The organism is Pragia fontium DSM 5563 = ATCC 49100, assembly GCF_900112475.1.
Classification (GTDB): domain Bacteria; phylum Pseudomonadota; class Gammaproteobacteria; order Enterobacterales; family Enterobacteriaceae; genus Pragia; species Pragia fontium.
Genome location: NZ_FOLW01000001.1, coordinates 578,186 through 596,578 on the forward strand (window position 1 = coordinate 578,186; position 18,393 = coordinate 596,578).

Here is an 18,393-nt window from a genome sequence, read left to right on the forward strand (position 1 = left end):
ACCGGAATCTATTCAGGACGCGAACCCTACTTCTGAGAAAAATAACGCTCAGCGTTACCGTAGCAAATATCCTCAATCATCTGACCGACCAACTGGAAATCTGCTGGAATTTCGCCGTTATGCATCCATCCACCGACCATATCGCAGAGAATGCGGCGGAAATATTCATGTCGGGTATAGGACAGGAAGCTTCTGGAGTCCGTTAACATACCCACAAACTGACTCAACAAACCGAGCTGTGACAGTTGCATCATCTGACGCTGCATGCCGTCTTTCTGATCGTTAAACCACCAGCCGGATCCAAACTGCACTTTCCCAGCAATACCACCACCCTGGAAGTTGCCGCACATGGTCGCTAATACTTCATTATCGGACGGATTCAGACAGTAAAGAATGGTTTTCGGTAAACGATCATCGCAATCCAGTGCATTCAACAAACCGGATAACGCTTCCGCTACCGGACGATCGCCAATAGAGTCAAATCCGGCATCGGCACCAAGGCGAGTAAACATACGCTGATTATTGTTACGTAAAGCACCAATATGCAGTTGCATCACCCATCCGCGCTGATGGTATTGCTGCCCCAACCAAACCTGAACCGCCGTGCTGAACTGGGCAATTTCCAGATCGCTTAACGCCTGACCAGATAATCGCTTAGCCAATATGGCATCCAGCGTCGACTCAGTGGGAATTGGCGCGAAGCGCACAATCTCAACCCCGTGATCGGCGGCCACGCAGCCATGAGCAGCGAAATGATTCAACCGCTTTTCCAGAGCATTCAGCAGGTCACTGAAGCGCCCAATAACGATATCCGCTGCTTTTTCCAGTAGCGGAATATAATCGGTAAACCCGGGTAAATCGATTTTAAAGGCGCGATCCGGACGCCAGCTAGGGCGCACCTGAATATCAAAGCTATCATCGGCGGCAATGCCCTGATGGTAAACTAATGAATCAATCGGATCGTCAGTGGTACCCACCATTTTCACATTCATTTGCTGCATAATACCGCGAGCGGAAAACTGTGGCTGAGCCAATAATTCATTCGCTTGATGCCAGATTTGCTCCGCGGTGCCAGCGTTCAGGCAAACGTTACTGATGCCAAACGGCCGTTTCAGTTCCAAATGGGTCCAGTGATAAATCGGATTGCCCAAGGTTTTAGGCACCACCGATGCCCAAGCCAGATACTTCTCATAGTCGCTGGCATCACCGGTAATCAATCGTTCATCCACACCGGCAGTTCTTAATACCCGCCATTTGTAATGGTCGCCAGCCAACCAGATTTCAGCCAGATTGCCAAACTGCCGATCTTCCATCACGTCTTTCGGCGGTAAATGGCAGTGATAGTCAAAAATAGGCTGTGGCGCAGCATGTTCAAAATAAAGACGCTGTGCGGCATCAGTGGTTAATAAGAAATCGTCGCCTAAAAATGCTTTCATGATGGAATACTCCCATTCGCCATAAGTTGATGTACCGTATTTTTAGCCCCTTGCTTGACCAAGGCCAAATAGCTACGGGTAACGGCATCAACAAAACGGCTGTCTTGCGGTAATGCGGTGCCAAAAATTTCGTGAATAGCTAACAGCCCTTGCACTCGCTCAGCGCCGTCCTGAGTCGACTGACAAACCTGTTGCAAACGCTCAACCATCGGATCGCGAACATCAATGGAAGCACCGCGATCATCGATACCGCCGACATAGCGCATCCATCCAGCAATGCCCAGCGCCAGACAATCAAAACCGCTGCCGTTAGCCAGATGCCAACGCACTGAATCCAACATCCGCTGAGGTAACTTCTGGGTGCCGTCCATAGCAATTTGCCAGGTACGATGCTTAAGGGATGGGTTGCTATAACGTTCAATTAATCGATCGGCATATCCGGCTAAATCCGCCCCTTGCAAACTCAGCGTTGGTGCCTGCTCTTGTAGCATTAAGCGGTGAGCCGCTGTGCGATAAGCCTCATCGGTCATACAATCATTAATATGTTGATAGCCAGCCAGATAGCCTAAGTAAGCCAGAAATGAGTGACTGCCGTTAAGCATTCTCAGTTTCATTTCTTCATAAGGCACGACGTTACTTACCAATTCAGCACCGACCGCTTCCCACTGCGGACGACCGGCAGCGAAATTATCTTCCACCACCCATTGAATAAACGGTTCGCAAGCAATACCGCATGGGTCGCTTACTCCAAGCGCCTGTTCGATCTCTGCCAGCGTTTCATCGGTTATTGCCGGCACAATGCGGTCAACCATGGTACTTGGAAAAGGCACATGCTGTTTTATCCAGTTGGCCAACTGCGGATCGCTTTGCTGTGCCAATCCCAAAACGGCCTGCTTCACGATATGGCCGTTTTCCGGAATGTTATCGCAGGACAAGACGGTAAAAGGCGTCAATCCACGTTCACGGCGACGGCGTAATGCTTCAACAATTACTCCAATAGCCGACTTTGGCTGCTGTGGATGACTCAAATCCGCCTTTATCAAAGAATGATTAAGATCCAGACCACCGCCGCCCGGTAAGACACAATAGCCTTTTTCAGTAATAGTCATGGAAACAATGGCTACCTGTGGCTCGGCTATTTTCTCCAGAATACGTTCTATTCCGTCAAGCGCCGGATGCAAAGACTCCGCCACCGAACCAATAATCAGCGCCTGATTACTTTCCGCCCCTTTCTCCAATACGCTGTACAGATGGTCCTGCTCACGCAGTGAAGCTATCAATGATTCACCGCCAAATAGACTTATTTCGCAAATACCCCAGTCGCCACCAATCTGCTGCAATACCCGGTTGGTTAATAGCGCCTGATGAGCACGGTGAAATGCACCAAACCCCAGATGAACAATGCGGCTTTTTAACTCACTACGCTGATATTGAGGCTGCTCTACCGCCGATGGCAATACCGTGTTATTTATTCTACCCATCACAATCTTGCTAACCTCTTTTATTCATCTCATTGCCATTAAGTTCGGCCAGGCTTATTTCACCAACGGATTGGCCGTTAACAAACAGCGGACGGCTTTCAGTCGCTGGCAAAGATATTTTTATCCGCTGCCAGGCAGGTTGATAATCACCACGTGTACTTAGCGTTAGATCGATACGCTGATTGTCTGAGGTCATTATCCAATCCAGCCAGATTGCATTATTTTGTTGATAACCGAAGCTTTCCCCATCATCATCAAACAGGTAACCCTGCGCTTGACCTTTACCCTGTTGTGGATAAAAACAGAGCTCACGGCTCTCATCTTTAGCCGCATCAACGTAACCAATACGTTCTGACATGGGAATCATACTGCCGGCACGAACCAATAGCGGTAAACGCTCTAATGGTGCCGATACGGTAATCGTCTGCCCGCCGCTATACCACTGACCGCTGTAGAAGCAATACCAGCCATTTTGATTGTCCGGCAGATAAACTTCTCTTTCACGCTGTCCCTGCTCAACCACGCTGGCCACCAATAGATCTTTACCAATCAGGAAGTCATCTGATTCTGCAAAGGTTTTCTCATCATGCTCATGATCCAAGAACATTGGGCGCAGCATCGGCTCATCTTCTTGATGGGCCAACCACAATTGATGATAAAAATAAGGGAGTAAACGGTAACGCAGGCGCATTGATTCACGAATAATCGGCGTAATACTCGGGTACATCCAAGGCTCATTCACCGTCTGGTCGTCATTCCATGAGTGAATAGTGAAACGCGGGTGCATCACACCATTCTGAACCCAGCGAACGAACAGTTCTGCATCAGGCTTATCGCCGGAAAAACCACCCACATCGTGGCCGACGTTATACAGGCCAGACAAACTCATACCCAATCCCATCCGGGTGTTATAGCGCAGCGTTGTCCAATTGGTGCGGTTATCGCCACTCCAGGTTTGGACATAGCGCTGCATACCGGCACAGCCAGAACGAGAAATCAGATAAGGACGCGATTCAGGGGCAAACTTTTGCTGAGCTTCAAGGGAAGCACGCATCATTAACAGTGGCATCACGGGACGAATATGTTTAATCGCAATCTCTTTGCCAAAACCATGGCAGCGCGCTTCGCGATCCCAGATTTCATATTCGTTATTATCATTCCAGGTTGAACCGATGCCCATCTCTAACAATTGAGACGTTACATTATCCTGCCACCAACGAACCGTGGCCGGATTGGTAAAATCAAGATGCGACCCTTCGTCATCCCAGAAAACGGAACGTTCTGGCACATCTTGCTCTGAATCACGTACAAACAGGCCAGCCGCTGCCACTTCTTGATACTTTGGATGATCCTGTAATAAACACGGCTTTATGTTTGCTGCCAGTTTTAATCCTGCATCGTGGAAGGCTTTAGACATCACTTTGGGCTGAGGAACCTTGTCGTAGTTCCAGTTGAAGACGTAACGCTTATTACCAATTGAGGTGTAACCCGAAGAGAGCTGGAATGAGTCGCAGGGAATATCATGCTGTTGACACAGCTTAATAAACTCCAGTAACTGCTCCTGAGCATTAGGCGCATCGGTATAGTGCATGGTTGAGCCGCTATAGCCCAAGCTCCATTTAGGACCAAATAGAGTTTTCCCTGTCAAACGCACAAAGGATTTGGTGACATCCAATGTTTTCGGTCCAACAAAGAAATAGTAATCCAGATCGCCAGACTCAGCCTCATAGCGACGATAAGGTAAATGATAGTTATCGAGCTCATTACCCAAATCCAACCAACAGCAGCTTAAGTTATCGTAGAACAGGCCGAAGCTAGCGCCATTACGGCGCGTTATGGTAAATGGAATATGTTTATATAAAGGATCGGTGGAAGAGGCATCATAGCCCATGGCATCTAAATTACGCATTTCAAAGCGGCGGCCTGCGCGATTCAAATCACCCGCTTTTTCGCCTAAACCGTAATATTGTTCATCTTTGTAGCGGCGCTGATAATGAGCAATACCTTCGCCTTTCGTATCCAGTAAATAGGCACCGGTTGGGCGATCTTCTACTAATAGTGCCCACTCGCCATCACCATTTTTGTATTCCCATTTTAAAGTCAGCGGTTGGCTAATCGTGACCCGCAGCTTTTTGGTTGCAATAATTACTTGGTCATCGTCTGTTATCAGTTGGTAATCGGGTAAAGAGAAACCTTCAGTGCTTAAACGATCTCTGCCCTGCCAAGGCACATCACCTTCAGGAGCAATACACCAAGTGCGATCTAGCGCTAATGCATTATTGCGTTTAATCAGAACGCGAAACATATCCTGTTCTAATACATAGAGACAAAAGACATGTTGCTGGTTGACCGTCAGTTGAATGCAGTTATCCGCGTGTTCTTTAAGGACCCAGTTTTTTAACGTTTTCATTTCAATTATCTCTATTGATTATTTAATGCTGATGCTTTCTTTCTTCTTTCACCAACTAAAGTAATTAAGAAAATAGCGCCAATTAAGTCGAAAAAGCCCATGGCGACAAACAATGGATTAAAGCCAATTGTTTCAGAAAACGCACCGATAATCAGTGAGAACAAGAAGCTCGCGATCCAAGCTGATGAGCCACGCAAGCCGTTCATCGTCGCAACCTGACCTTTATCAAAACAGTCCACAACTAAGGCGCTTAACATGCAGGAAATAACCTGATGACCAAAACCGCCGATTGAAATTAACAGGATAACCACATACGGATCTTTGGTAACCGCAATCAAAGCTAGCGAGAGCATTAAAAATGCACCGGTAACGGAACTGGCAATAACCGAGTTAATACGCGTGAAGCCAAAGAATTTAATATACAGTTTGGTTAAATAGCCGCTGGCAATACTGCCTAAGTCCGCTGCCAAAAAGGGTAACCAGGCAAACAGAGCAATTTGCTTTAGCTCCATCCCCATTTCTCTGGCTAAATAAAGCGGCACCCAAAAGCTAAATACCGCCCATGCGGGTTCTGCAAGAAAGGCCGGAATACAGATACCGTAGAACTTCCGCTCTTTACTTAATATTTTAATCGATTTAAAAAACGAGAGTTTTTCCTGAACGGGTTCCTGGTCTTGCTCAATATACTGATGCTCTTCTACCGATAAGTTAGGATGCTTATCCGGGTTGTGATAGAACTTCCACCACAGCAAAACCCACACTAAGGCTAACGCACCTGAAACGATAAACGCGCCTTTCCAGCCCAGAGCAACGTGGAAGATAACAATAATCGGTGGGGCTAACATTGCACCAATGGAGAAGCCGACACCGGCCCAGCCAGCAGCAACCGGACGTTCCTTTTTAGGGAACCATTCAGCGATCACTTTCGCGTTTGCTGGCGTTGCTCCTGCTTCTGAGCCCCCCATAATAAAACGTAAAATCGCTAACTGAATCCAGTTTCCTGCCCCGGCATGGAGCATACAGGCAACCGACCAAATCACCGCGCAGATAGCAAAACCTATTTTCAGCCCAATAACATCGATAAACCAACCACATAACGGCTGAAATATGGTATAGGCCAATTGAAATGAGGCAACGACATACGAATATTGTTCTGTCGTCATTTTCAGATCGGAAATCAGCTCCGAAGCCAAAATACCGAGTGAATTGCGGGTAATATAGTTAACCGTAACGCCAATAAGAAATAGTATTAAAATGTACCAACGTAAATTTTTAAACTTCCTTGCTGATGATGACACCGCTTTTACTACATCATTGCTCATCGAAGAAGCTCCTTATTTTTGTAAGCGGTAATATTAACCACTTAAATAATTGGTCTACCAGTTAACTGCAAATTACCATTTTTAAACATTAAAAATTGAGATATCAATCACGGTAAAAGTAATTATTATGAAATAGGTCAAACAAAACCAGTCAATTAAATATAATCATTTGAAATAATTAGCTATTTTAATTAACTTAAATTAAATTTTGGTTAACCTGTTAATAAAACAATGAAAAAAATGCTGTAGCACTGATATTTTCCTGATATAAAAAATGATAATAAAAACATCAACGCCATGATATTAAAAGCAAAATATACTTATCATGAGTGAGTAAAAAAAACGCGAAACTGCCAACCTTAAATTGGTAAACCAATTATTGACGAGAAGTTTATTACTACATACAATAAAACTGTCGGATAAAGATCAGGCAGGAAATCAGGATTGGTTATGCTCAATCAGTATTGAGCAAGTCGTGGTTACACGACCAATACCCTTTTATGTGGCAGCATTGAAAACATGTAAAACAAACAGGATGACTCTGCCTGATATTGATCCCCCTAATTTTGATAGTGATGTATTAGATTTCATCCCTTGATTCCTTGCGGAATAAACGGTCGGAATCTGATTAACAGATAAAGCAGCTTGCGCCCGTATTTAAAGTCGTTCGTTATCAATAACGCATAAGTGAATACGCAGGGTTTTCTTAAATCGAAATAAAGTAGACAGCATAAGGATCAATATTATGGAACAAACATGGCGTTGGTATGGTCCGAATGACCCGGTATCTTTAGATGATATCCGTCAGGCTGGAGCCACTGGTGTCGTCACGGCATTGCATCATATTCCTAACGGTGAAGTTTGGTCAGTTGACGAGATTGAAAAACGCAAAAAGGTGATTGAGGCCAAAGGTCTGGTGTGGTCAGTGGTGGAAAGTATTCCCGTTCATGAAGAGATTAAAACGCAAACCGGGAATTATAAGCAGCATATTGCCAACTATCAGCAGTCTATTCGTAATCTGGCTACCTGCGGAATTGATACCGTATGCTATAACTTTATGCCGGTATTAGACTGGACCCGTACCGATCTGGAATATGAATTACCGGATGGCTCCAAAGCACTGCGCTTTGACCAAATCGCCTTCGCCGCATTTGAACTGCATATGCTAAAACGCCCAGGTGCCGAAGCAGACTACACATCGGAAGAAGTCACTCAGGCTAAAGCCTATTATGACGCCATGAGTCAGGCAGATATTGATAAGCTGGTTGGCAATATTATCGCTGGCCTGCCGGGTGCCGAAGAAGGCTATACCCTGGAGCAGTTCCGCAAACATCTGGCCACCTATGACGGCATTGATAAAGCCAAGCTGCGTGAGCATATGGCTTACTTCCTACAGCAGGTTGTTCCGGTAGCTGAAGCTTGCGGCCTGCGTCTGGCGGTTCACCCTGACGATCCACCGCGCCCAATTCTCGGCCTGCCGCGCATTGTCTCAACCATTGAAGATATGCAATGGTTAAAAGAGACCGTTGACAGTATTTATAACGGTTTCACTATGTGTACCGGTTCTTACGGAGTACGGGCAGATAATGATTTAGTGCGAATGATCGAAACCTTTGGCGATCGCATCCACTTCACTCACCTGCGCTCTACCTGCCGGGAAGACAATCCAAAAACCTTCCATGAGGGTGCCCACTTAGAGGGTGATGTGGATATGTATTCGGTGGTGAAAGCGATTCTGACCGAAGAGTCTCGCCGTCAAAAAGCCGGTGATATGCGTAAGATCCCAATGCGCCCTGACCACGGACATCAAATGCTGGATGACCTGAAGAAGAAAACCAATCCGGGTTACTCCGCCATTGGTCGCTTAAAAGGTCTGGCTGAGGTTCGCGGCGTAGAATTAGCCCTAAAACGCACCTTCTTCGCCGATATGAAATAAGTTGTTAATTTATTGGTAAAAAGGGCGGCTTAATAAGGGGGAATACTTATTAAGCCGCCCTTTTTATATCTCAACTAAATAATATGATAAATAACGCCGTTAGTTAGAGATATATCCCAAATTGACAATGAAAATGCATGATATCGCGCAATTCCCCCTATAGTTAATCTATACGTTGTCAATACAGTGACTATCAGGGGATGCCATGAACCTATCTTACTTTCGCGCCAATATTGCGGGATTAACCAACCTTTCCTTGCCTACTCTAACCGTACTGACCGATAAATCAGCTGCGATGCCGTCGTTAAAAGAAACCGCAGCGGACAAGGATAATCAAGCACTTAAACCTAAAGTGAACTAAATACTGTCCCAAAAAACGAGCGAGGAAAGTAGCGCCGGCAAGGGACTGATACACGCTTTAATATCAAGTAGTCGGTGTAACGACCAGCGTATAAGTACCGCTATAGCTTCCCAACGGATAGTTTACCGTTTGCTGGAATGACCTAAAGCGGATATAAGTTCCGCTGGTATCGGAAGGTATATCGGATAACGTCGGATATACCGTTGCATCACGGTCAAATCCCGTATCACCGCCCGACTGTGTTGGGCTTGTATACCAGAGTGTTCCGATTCCCATAACAAAATTATCAGGATCGCCAACTTTCGCTAATCCCCCACCAGTTGGGGCAACCAGTCTGAGCCGAACCTTACTGGCATTACCAATAAAATGGAAAGACTTCGTCATCCCCATCATATAACCGCCAGTATCCTCCAGCTTCACCTGAACGTTACCTTCAGTGACATCCAAATTACGATCGTAGATGACCTGAATACTACTGGCTATTTCTGCGGTGACTTCTATTGAAGTCCTTACGGGTACGGCTGCAGCATATGACTGTTGGGCAGCAAACAACGATAGCATCAGCCCGATCAATACCTTTTTATTGTTCATTATCTCTTCCTGTTACTGGCTTTCACTATTTGCTTAAAGTCCCGGTGTGACCACTGCGGTAAAGGTATCGGAGAAATGCGTTCCTCCTTTTAAACCCACCAGATCTTTTCCTTGAATAACAAAATTAATTTCAAACAGCTCTGATGCACCGTTGGTGCTGCCCAGTGAATAATTAAGCAGCTCGCCATAACCAATAGCGCGTTTATTAAATCTCACGGTATAAGGAATAAACTTGCCCGGTTCCTCGTGGGAGTACATACGGAACTCTGAGTTTGGCGCCCCTTTCTTCGATTCAAACGTTATGGTAAACGGCAGCAACGTAGCTGGCGCATCAGAGATGCGTCTGACGTTTAACATCGCTGTTTTAGTGGTATCTTCATTAATCGCCACTTCGCTGAATCTGGCGGCATCCAGCTTAATAAAAGACGCTTCAATCACCGCTGGGTCGCTACGCAATGTACGAGCAAAAGAGAGGTAAACATTGTTTGACTGAATCTCGCGGTTATCCCCGGTCAGGCGTACATTACCCAGTAAAATGCGCTGGCCCGCGTACTTACTCAGATCGATATTCTCCGCCAACTTAATCTGGGTCGAATCACCGTCAATGGTGGCACCAAGAACAAAACCGACCACATTATCACCGTTAGATGAGGCAAAATTAACCGGACTACCGCACAGATAATTTTTTTCATATCGATAGGGCCGCTGGCTAAACATCGCAATAGGGATGCTAATACCCTGTAGTTCGCCGGTTCCGGTCAAATAACGCCCAGAGCAAACGCCCTGTCCCGCCCCTTGAACTAACCCCACCAGTTTCTCTTTATCTGACAAATTGGTGGTCACATAGGATGCCCCTAAAGATCCCGCACCGCTATTGCGGGTAACGGTGGTGCTATAGCGACCCGGCACATTCTTTTCGATATTAATAATCACATCACCACTTCCCTGTACTGCGGAAGCTCGTAGTCCATAGGACGTCAGCCCCAAAACGCCACACAGCAACGCAAGTATCACATTATGCAGACGGTAACTTGCTTCATCATTCATTGGCTTACTCCTTTAAAGCGCAGGCAACATACCGATAAGGTTTATTTTCAACCTCGAATGTCAGCTCACGCTTGGCTTTAATCTTTCTCATCTGGTTTGGATAAACGTTGGTATCTTCAACTTTATTGCCGTCGGCCATCACTTTACGCATTTCAACCCGACTATTTCCCATCGCCTCCAGCTGATAGTTACCACCGCTACAGCTCACTTTTAGCTCTTGAGTCAAAGAACCATTGGGTAAATAGCGCACCAATACGTCATATCCAATAGCAAAGCGCACCTTGCCCGGATCGATAGCATCTTCAGGATAGGTAGGGCGAACGCGCAGACGATAAATCTGCTCTTTCTCTACCGGTTTCAGCGCCATAATGCGGATCTTTTTGCTGGCGCCGTAAGGAATCACAACTTTGGTCGGCGAAAACAGCAGCGTTGGGCTTGGCTTACTTAATTCTTTTTCGAAATTCTCTTTGGCTTCACCCGGATTCGTCACGTGAAACAAATCCAGAGAAACAAATTCATATTGTTCTTTACCTTCAGAAGCAGGGAATGAAGATTTAATGGTGATATAGTTATCTCTCGGCGTATCCATTTTTATCTGTTTAATAATGGGAATAACCTCTATCGCAGGCAGGGTAAAAGAAGTCATACCCACGATCCCCATACCGATAACCATAAAAAACTGCTTAAAATTAAATCTGCTCACACTCGACTCCATTAAGTTGAATTACACCCTGCAAATTTTTAGTTTTGCTCTGATCAATCTGACAAACGAACTGCTCTTCCCCTTTACGAATCTTCAACTGCTCTAACATGTCATTGGCATCCATAATAAAGTCACCAATAAAGAAGCCAGCTTCGTCAGAAATCCCGTTACTACCTACAATCCGTGCATTAATCAGTGGCTTACCCGCGTAATAAATCCGTCCGGTTACCGTTTGGTTTTTCATCGCATTCAAGGTCACTTTATAAGACTGCCCCGGCATAATATGCGTAGAGGTATTCTTTGCCGTGACGTTATAAAAGCTATTTTCATTACCGGTATAAACCTGCTCAGCTTTAGTATCGATCTGGGTATAAGGTTGGATGCTAATGGTTGTCACTTTACCGCCAGGAACAATTACGGAGCTGCTGTTGCTATTGCGTACTTCGAAATATTGGTCTTCCGGTAGCGTGGTGGCATCAACCACCAGCGCGCTTTGGTTGGTCACTGAACCATAAGCAATGCCGCCATCACCGATAGCAAAACCACTACGTTGAGAGACAAAGGATTGACGATAGCCACTGTCATTAAAAGATTTATTGGTTCCTACCGAGGTATAACCAAAACGGTTATTCACCGTCAGGTTACCGCCAGCATTTTTATTAACGCCGACTTCATCTGATGCGGTCAAATACATGTTATATCGACCACCGCGATCAAATTCCGGGTTATTTACTGTCAGGTTATAGTCGGCGCTATAAGTGCCATCATCACCGCTGCGGTCAGAATTCCGCGCTTTCAGATATAACGACTGATAATGGTTATAGCGACTGTCGGTAAAGCCTAAAGTAAACTGGGTATAGAGCTGATGATCGCGTTCACTGTCCTCATCGTTATAAGCATCTTTCCCGGTGTGATAACCGGCATCAACTCGTAAACTGATGTCATTAGACAGTTGAAAATCGCGGTTCAACAGTACATCAACGGTATTTTGCTTACCCTTGTTTTCACGCCCACCGTTGCTATAGCTAGTACTGCGACTATAATCGACACCAAAACCGAGCCGCCATGGTAAATAGGTACGCATACCCAATTGTAGATATTCATTGTCATAAGCTGGAATAATGCCAAACCGACCATATTCAGGAATATCACCATTAAATACGCTCTTACGATAGGTAACGTTAAAACTGGTGTTATCAAAACTTTTAGACCCAGCAACGCTATAAGCATAAGAGCCAGCATTACCGTAGATGCCATCACTATAAATACGCTCAATAAACATCGAGTTTATTGGCACATCCAGACTAGCGTTACCATAAGTCAGCTCATCATCACGGATAACACCACTACCCAGAGAAATCGCGTTGGCTGTGGTGTAAGAAACGGCAGCACTACCAAAATTATTATTTTTAACTTGGTTGTTGGTCTGCTCATTCAGACAGTCGCCACACTGATTAATAATGTCATTCATCAGTCCATCGTAACGACCTAACTGTAATAAATACTCCAGCCGACCTGACTTAAAGTTACCGTTGCGCTTATAGAAAGGCTGAGTCTTTCGTTCTTCACTGCCATTGGTCAGCTTTGACACAATAGTGATGTCATAACCGCCCGTCGGCCAACGATCGGTATTCAGGGTTTGTAATCCACCGGGCATCTGCTGCATATCAATCAGCTTACCCCGACGATAGATCTCTACAGTACCGCCAGTCGGCATATACAGCGTCACCGGTGAAGCGGCACCATCATTACGATCGCGATAATAATCCGATAAATAACCCAGTGAAACACCATCGAAGTTAACCGGATTCATAAAGCTGTATGACATGGAAGGCGTACTGCTAGTCAGGTTGTTAGTGATATTCTGACGACCAACTTTATAGCGGGTTAGCTCATCTTCCAGATAAAGCGCAGCCTCATCGAAAATAACGTTAGATCCTTGGGAAATACTCCAGGAACCATTAAGATAACTGTTACCGGTTAAACTCAACGTATCGGTCGACATCAGGTTAAAATTAGACCCGTAACTATCATCAAAATAGTTTAGGTTTTGGCTATGAACAAAACCTAAACCATGTTGATAATCGATAAACTGGTTTTCCTTATTACCACTGGCTTGTACTGAAAGATAATTATTAGGTAGCACCAGCACAACCCGCGCATCATTTTCATTGATATAAGCCGTCACCGACGCTTGTGGAAAGCCCAACTTACTGACTCGCGGAATCGGTTTGGATAGCGCATTGGTCAGTTGGTTAAGTGTGACGGATAAATTTGGCACGGCACCGGATAAGATACGACTCGCGGCGGTGGCAGGATCCTGAATACTAACGGTGCCCATATTGTAGCTAACCGCATAAGTACCCACGTTAATATCAGCAACGATAAGATCGAGAATACCGGTTAACTCAGAATTAAAAACTTCATCAAATCCTTCAGGCAATGAAATAGGTGCGGTACTTTCCGTTGCCCATGTTGCCATAGGGAATATAACGAAAATAGTATTAACTAACCGATTTAAATTAAACTTCCTATTCATTTATTATCCATGTCATTATATTTTATGGCTCGGACAAAGCCAGAACCCGGCATGTTTTTATACTTATAATATAGGGGTCAATATCAGCGTAAATTTACCGGAATAAACACCTGCACCATAATTACTCGCTAAATCTTTCGATTCAAAAGTGACTTTTAGCCCATTATTATTATTGCCATCATTCAATCGACGTAATACCGGTACAATACGTTCAGTTTCAGCATTGGTTTGTACAGAGTTCATCGTGAAATAACCATTTAGCGGCATAATCGCCCCACCCGCATTGGCTGAAACCAATTCAAATGGGCTATCTTCCATAATAATTTTTGCCTGAGTAACATTACCCACCAAATAAAAATTATCGGAGGTGTTGGCAAATTTTCGCGTGTCAGAATCAACGGATAGCGGAAAGTTCAACTCTCCTGATGTCACGTCAACCCCTTTGTAATAGATAACAATTTTTGCCAACATCTCGGCATCAACGGACATTTCAATACTGGTACCTCTACCGGCCAATACAGAAAAATGAATGCCCAATAACATAATTAGAGAGTATTTAATTATTTTCATGCCATTTATATCAGGTTGGCTTACGCCAACCTGTTCTCTAAATGATCATAATATAAAATATATTATATTATGGTGTTACGGTTACGTTAGCGTAAACAACACCGCTATAACCACCAGCAGGATATTCGGTATAAGCCTTAGTTGATTCGAAAACAAAAGCGATTTCTTTTTCAGCATGACCAGTATCCCCAGCACCAACGGTAGTCAGGGTATAGTCTTTATTATCACCGGAGTTAACAAAATCATATTTCGCTGCACCTGTTTCAAGCGCTGATACTTTGAAATTCATTTTGTTTAATTGACCACCGGCATTGCTGGTTAAAGCAAATGCAGAACCCGTTGCAACGTCATTATCGTCTAAAGTTAACTTAACTTTAGTATCGGTAATTTTGTTGCTCCATAAACGCAGGGATTGGATGCTCTGAGTATCAGCAGACATGCTCTGAGTGCTACCAGCATGACTTGAACCAGCCGGAGTTAAACGGATATCCAGTTCAGTAATTGGATTACCCTCAGGGTCAGTAATCAGAACACTATCCGGCACTTCTGCAGAAATATTGAAGCGCATATCATAGTTAGCTGGTTTTGTTGCCAACGCCGCGCTAGAAAAAGCCAGTCCTGCGACCACAAGTGCTAAATGTTTAATTTTCATATTAATTTATACCCATAATAAATAGATTGATACTAACGATTCCATTCAAACCAAAGATATTTCACTTTGCTTTAATGCCACACCCTGAAAATAGAGTGAGACATTAAAATTAAGGGATAGATATCTTATATTTAGAACGGACTATTTCGCCCCGTTATCAGGGAAAAATACCGAGCTACTGCAATAATGTAAAAGTTAAATAATCGAATAATGGTGAATTAAATACAGATTGATAGAATTGAATAAAATGGAGAGATTAAAATCCTTTTCAATACTATTCCTGCTTCACGAATATAATAGTAACTTTTACATATTCCCGGTAATCAATTTTCCTTAATTCATCTCAGTCTTTTATTTCAATAGATTCGATAATCAAGAAAAATGAACGTGGTCATCGTTGGCAGGAATAATAAACAATGATATCGCATAGATAGTGGGGATGAACCACACTGTCAGCGATAATATCAACCAGGATAATACAGCTAGCCACGTTAGCAGCCAGCTGTATTATTAGGTTTAATTTAGATTTACTAATAACGCTAAGGATTAAAATAAGATATTAAATATCTTATCCGTTATCAAAATCTCTTAAGAGTATTGTGCCCCACTTCCTCAAACACTGCACGGCGCAAGTCTTCCTCCAACTGAGCAATATTCTGAGAAACGTAGAAATTACTGACGCCTACGCACTTCGTCCAATCGGTGCTCGGTTTGTAACCCACGCCAACAAAAGCAATTTTACCAACGGAATATCGGGTAGCCATCACCTGTTTAATCTTTTCACACATCCCAGCATTGATCAGGTTTGTCGTTAACTTAACATTAGGATCATCTTCTCCATCGGAGACAATCACCAGCACACGCTTGGCTGCGGTACTTTTACTCAATACCTGAGCTGCTCGCAGAATACCGGAGCTAACAAAAGTCCCGCCACCGGCCGTCATTGAGTTAATCGCTGATAATTGCGACTTACTGGATGTTAACTCAACTTCATGAGATACGCTGGTCAACAAACACGCCCAATTAGAACGTGGATGAACGCTAGATAACGGAACATCAATACCATTGATTGGATCGTTAGGAATAGCGTTAACTGTCGCTGCATAATCAACGACTGCGCCCTCTCGACCATCCAAACGTCTTAGATCATACTCATCGATTTTGGTAAGGCGTGGATTCGTCGACAAGGCAATCTTACAACGTCCATCACGACTGGTACCCCAGTTAAAAGGCACGAATCCTACCCTGTTATTCACATTATAATTATACAGTTCATCAGATAACTTAAGCACAATGCGTTTTAACTCAGTAATTTTGCTGTTACCGCCACTACCGGGCATCTGATCGGTCATGGAGCCAGAAAAATCGGTGGCAAATACCACATCAATATTTGAACGATATTTACGCGAGGCACCGTTATCACCGACTTCAACCACTTTATTAAAGCTGGGAAAATAGGTCGATGAAAACCAGGAATCGTGCGTAGTTACTGCATCAACCCGATATTCCACATACTGCACATTACCGTTACTACCAGGCACATTAATGACGCCTGATACCGAAATATTCGGCGAAGATACGCTTTTTTCATTACGCATATAGCGTTTAAAATACTGAGTCGCTAAATATTGATTACGGCTTCGGGCCTCTGCGGTAAGATTACCGTTATCTTCGGCAGATAAAGCCAGCGCAGCCTGCTCCATCGCATCAGAAAGTCGAGCTCTTTCCATCACAAAGCGCGAACCTTCAAAACCAAATGCCACCATCCCTAATAAAAAACCGCCCAGCAGGACGAACATAACGGCAATTGCGCCTCTATGACTATCAGAAAAACGCCTTAGTTCACCGATCAGCGATTTGCGCGATGCAGAGCGTTCCTCATGTTTGTGACTTATCCTTTTGTTACACATTCTCTTATCTCGCTAGCTTGATATAACTCTTGTCTGAAAGTGGTTTTATCTCCACGCAGGCAGATCAAATAGGGCAATTTTCCCGGTCGGTATTTCGCCACCCACTCTCCGCTTTTGTCATAGCTGTAATCCAACGCGCCATTAAATACATGACCATCCGGATTAATATCAATCACCTGTACATGAAGCTGCGACTGTAACGTCGGACTGTAATAAAGCGCTTCATTAATCTCGGTAATTAATGTTTGCTGCTGTATCAGTGCTGAATCAACAAACAATACCGCATTCATGTCGGATGACGACTGGGCATAAGCCACCGGGCCAGCCATAGCAATCATACTGATAGCAATAATTTCACTCACCCAGCTGTCTATCAGATATTTCACGTTATCTCACAACGACAACGGCAAAAGATTTCTGCTGTGACTTGCCATCTCCATCGCCCGTCAGTTTACTGAACCAACTGTTCGAGGGCAGACACAGAGTGACCTGATACATCGGCACCCAGCGCCCATAGCTGCCTCTGGGGGAAAGCTCCTGCATGTTATTTAACGTGGTATAAGGCTGACAGACTTGTCCACCAACCTGATAGCTTTGATAGCGCGTGACTTCTTTTGCATTACCTCCCCCCACCAGCTTTGGTTCTTTAAAATGCAGCTCTTCTACCATCATGGATAATTGAGACAGATCAGCCCCACTATGCATATCTTTCAATACCTTACGGGAGAGTGCAGCAATTTGTTCCACCTGTCCCTGATTCAAATATTCATCAGATTTATACAGTTGGGTTCTTTCCCTTAACGTTCCCGCCATTGAATAGGTCACGCGATCCAACTTACCGACCAGTGCTTGCTGGAGCACTAAATCCACCAGAAAAACCACAAAGAAAATCAGCACCAGTGAAATCAGACCAAACTCAACGGCGACAGACCCGCGTTCATTAGTTAACAAAGGCTGAGCGTTCATATTCCTGAACAAAGATCACCTCCCTATTTAATAATGTATCAGCCCATACTCCCGGAAACGGGAAAAACATCGGATGGTAGTCATACTGAAGCTGGTAACGGGCTAACGGACTATTTTTTGCCGATGCGCTGTAGTTGTTGCTCAGTAAGTCGGAGATACTATTAGCAAAATTCACCTGAATCTTGATGGCGTCCTCCTTACTTAAGAAGCGCCATAAACGCCCCCCTTCGCTCACCAGTCTCGTTTGAAAACGCGCCTGATAAGCTGAAGAATCAGCCTGCTTGGCATTTTTAGCCTCTTTGGCCGCTTCGCTAACCGCCAGATCGACTACCGCTGACATATAAGACAGTCGGGCTATCTCAGCGACAAATAAAATCATGACGAAGAAGCCAAAAAATGCCATAGCAAACTCAATGCTTGCTACCCCCTCCCGGTGACGCCAGAACCGGGTTATTTGCGATAAAATCAT

Annotated in this window: 16 protein-coding genes; 2 read left to right on the forward strand and 14 right to left on the reverse strand. The window is 44.5% G+C overall.

All coding sequences use genetic code 11. From position 1 onward, the window contains the following. Window positions 1-26: 26 nt before the first annotated feature. From uxaC to BMZ28_RS02315, 4 genes are read right to left on the reverse strand one after another with little or no spacing between them, the layout of a single operon-like run. Window positions 27-1,436, reverse strand: a complete 1,410-nt coding sequence (gene uxaC, locus BMZ28_RS02300) for a glucuronate isomerase (RefSeq protein WP_074820409.1) — start codon at window positions 1,434-1,436, stop codon at window positions 27-29. Then, complete coding sequence (locus BMZ28_RS02305; RefSeq protein ID WP_074820412.1) at window positions 1,433-2,917, reverse strand: mannitol dehydrogenase family protein; 1,485 nt, start codon at window positions 2,915-2,917, stop codon at window positions 1,433-1,435. Before BMZ28_RS02305 ends, uxaC begins: the two co-directional genes overlap by 4 nt. 10 nt (window positions 2,918-2,927) lie before the next feature. After that, complete coding sequence (locus tag BMZ28_RS02310; protein WP_074820415.1) at window positions 2,928-5,327, reverse strand: glycoside hydrolase family 31 protein; 2,400 nt, start codon at window positions 5,325-5,327, stop codon at window positions 2,928-2,930. An 11-nt stretch (window positions 5,328-5,338) separates the two neighbouring features. Further along, window positions 5,339-6,649, reverse strand: coding sequence for an MFS transporter (locus BMZ28_RS02315; protein ID WP_074820417.1), 1,311 nt, complete (start codon window positions 6,647-6,649; stop codon window positions 5,339-5,341). Between the two features lie 745 nt (window positions 6,650-7,394). Between BMZ28_RS02315 and uxuA the strand changes: the two genes are divergently transcribed. Further along, window positions 7,395-8,585, forward strand: a complete 1,191-nt coding sequence (gene uxuA / locus BMZ28_RS02320; protein ID WP_074820419.1) for a mannonate dehydratase — start codon at window positions 7,395-7,397, stop codon at window positions 8,583-8,585. Window positions 8,586-8,790: 205 nt separating this feature from the next. Further along, entirely contained in the window at window positions 8,791-8,946 is a 156-nt protein-coding gene (locus BMZ28_RS17425; protein ID WP_169052204.1) for a hypothetical protein, read from the forward strand. Between the two features lie 63 nt (window positions 8,947-9,009). Here BMZ28_RS17425 and BMZ28_RS02325 read toward each other — a convergent pair whose 3' ends face one another. From BMZ28_RS02325 to BMZ28_RS02370, 10 genes are all read right to left on the reverse strand, one after another. Next, window positions 9,010-9,537, reverse strand: a complete 528-nt coding sequence (locus BMZ28_RS02325) for a hypothetical protein (protein WP_074820421.1) — start codon at window positions 9,535-9,537, stop codon at window positions 9,010-9,012. A 33-nt stretch (window positions 9,538-9,570) separates the two neighbouring features. Continuing rightward, window positions 9,571-10,584, reverse strand: a complete 1,014-nt coding sequence (locus BMZ28_RS02330; RefSeq protein WP_074820423.1) for a hypothetical protein — start codon at window positions 10,582-10,584, stop codon at window positions 9,571-9,573. A gap of 4 nt (window positions 10,585-10,588) precedes the next feature. After that, window positions 10,589-11,287: a hypothetical protein gene (locus BMZ28_RS02335; protein WP_248296085.1), complete on the reverse strand. Its 699-nt coding sequence runs from the start codon at window positions 11,285-11,287 to the stop codon at window positions 10,589-10,591. Continuing rightward, a complete protein-coding gene (locus BMZ28_RS02340; RefSeq protein ID WP_083399617.1) occupies window positions 11,274-13,826 on the reverse strand; it encodes a TcfC E-set like domain-containing protein in 2,553 nt (850 codons plus the stop codon). The genes BMZ28_RS02335 and BMZ28_RS02340 overlap by 14 nt, the downstream gene beginning before the upstream one ends. A gap of 63 nt (window positions 13,827-13,889) precedes the next feature. Continuing rightward, window positions 13,890-14,396: a hypothetical protein gene (locus BMZ28_RS02345; protein WP_114986160.1), complete on the reverse strand. Its 507-nt coding sequence runs from the start codon at window positions 14,394-14,396 to the stop codon at window positions 13,890-13,892. A 67-nt stretch (window positions 14,397-14,463) separates the two neighbouring features. After that, the gene (locus tag BMZ28_RS02350; protein ID WP_074820428.1) at window positions 14,464-15,048 is read right to left on the reverse strand and encodes a hypothetical protein; all 585 of its coding nucleotides are present in this window, start codon (window positions 15,046-15,048) and stop codon (window positions 14,464-14,466) included. 578 nt (window positions 15,049-15,626) lie between these two features. Continuing rightward, window positions 15,627-16,958 carry a TadE/TadG family type IV pilus assembly protein gene (locus BMZ28_RS02355; RefSeq protein WP_074820431.1) on the reverse strand — a complete coding sequence of 444 codons (1,332 nt, stop codon included), beginning with the start codon at window positions 16,956-16,958 and terminating at the stop codon, window positions 15,627-15,629. Further along, a complete protein-coding gene (locus BMZ28_RS02360; protein ID WP_074820432.1) occupies window positions 16,940-17,344 on the reverse strand; it encodes a hypothetical protein in 405 nt (134 codons plus the stop codon). The genes BMZ28_RS02355 and BMZ28_RS02360 overlap by 19 nt, the downstream gene beginning before the upstream one ends. A gap of 1 nt (window position 17,345) precedes the next feature. Next, the gene (tadF, locus tag BMZ28_RS02365; RefSeq protein WP_083399618.1) at window positions 17,346-17,936 is read right to left on the reverse strand and encodes a tight adherence pilus pseudopilin TadF; all 591 of its coding nucleotides are present in this window, start codon (window positions 17,934-17,936) and stop codon (window positions 17,346-17,348) included. Continuing rightward, window positions 17,899-18,393, reverse strand: coding sequence for a TadE/TadG family type IV pilus assembly protein (locus tag BMZ28_RS02370; protein ID WP_074820437.1), 495 nt, complete (start codon window positions 18,391-18,393; stop codon window positions 17,899-17,901). The genes tadF and BMZ28_RS02370 overlap by 38 nt, the downstream gene beginning before the upstream one ends.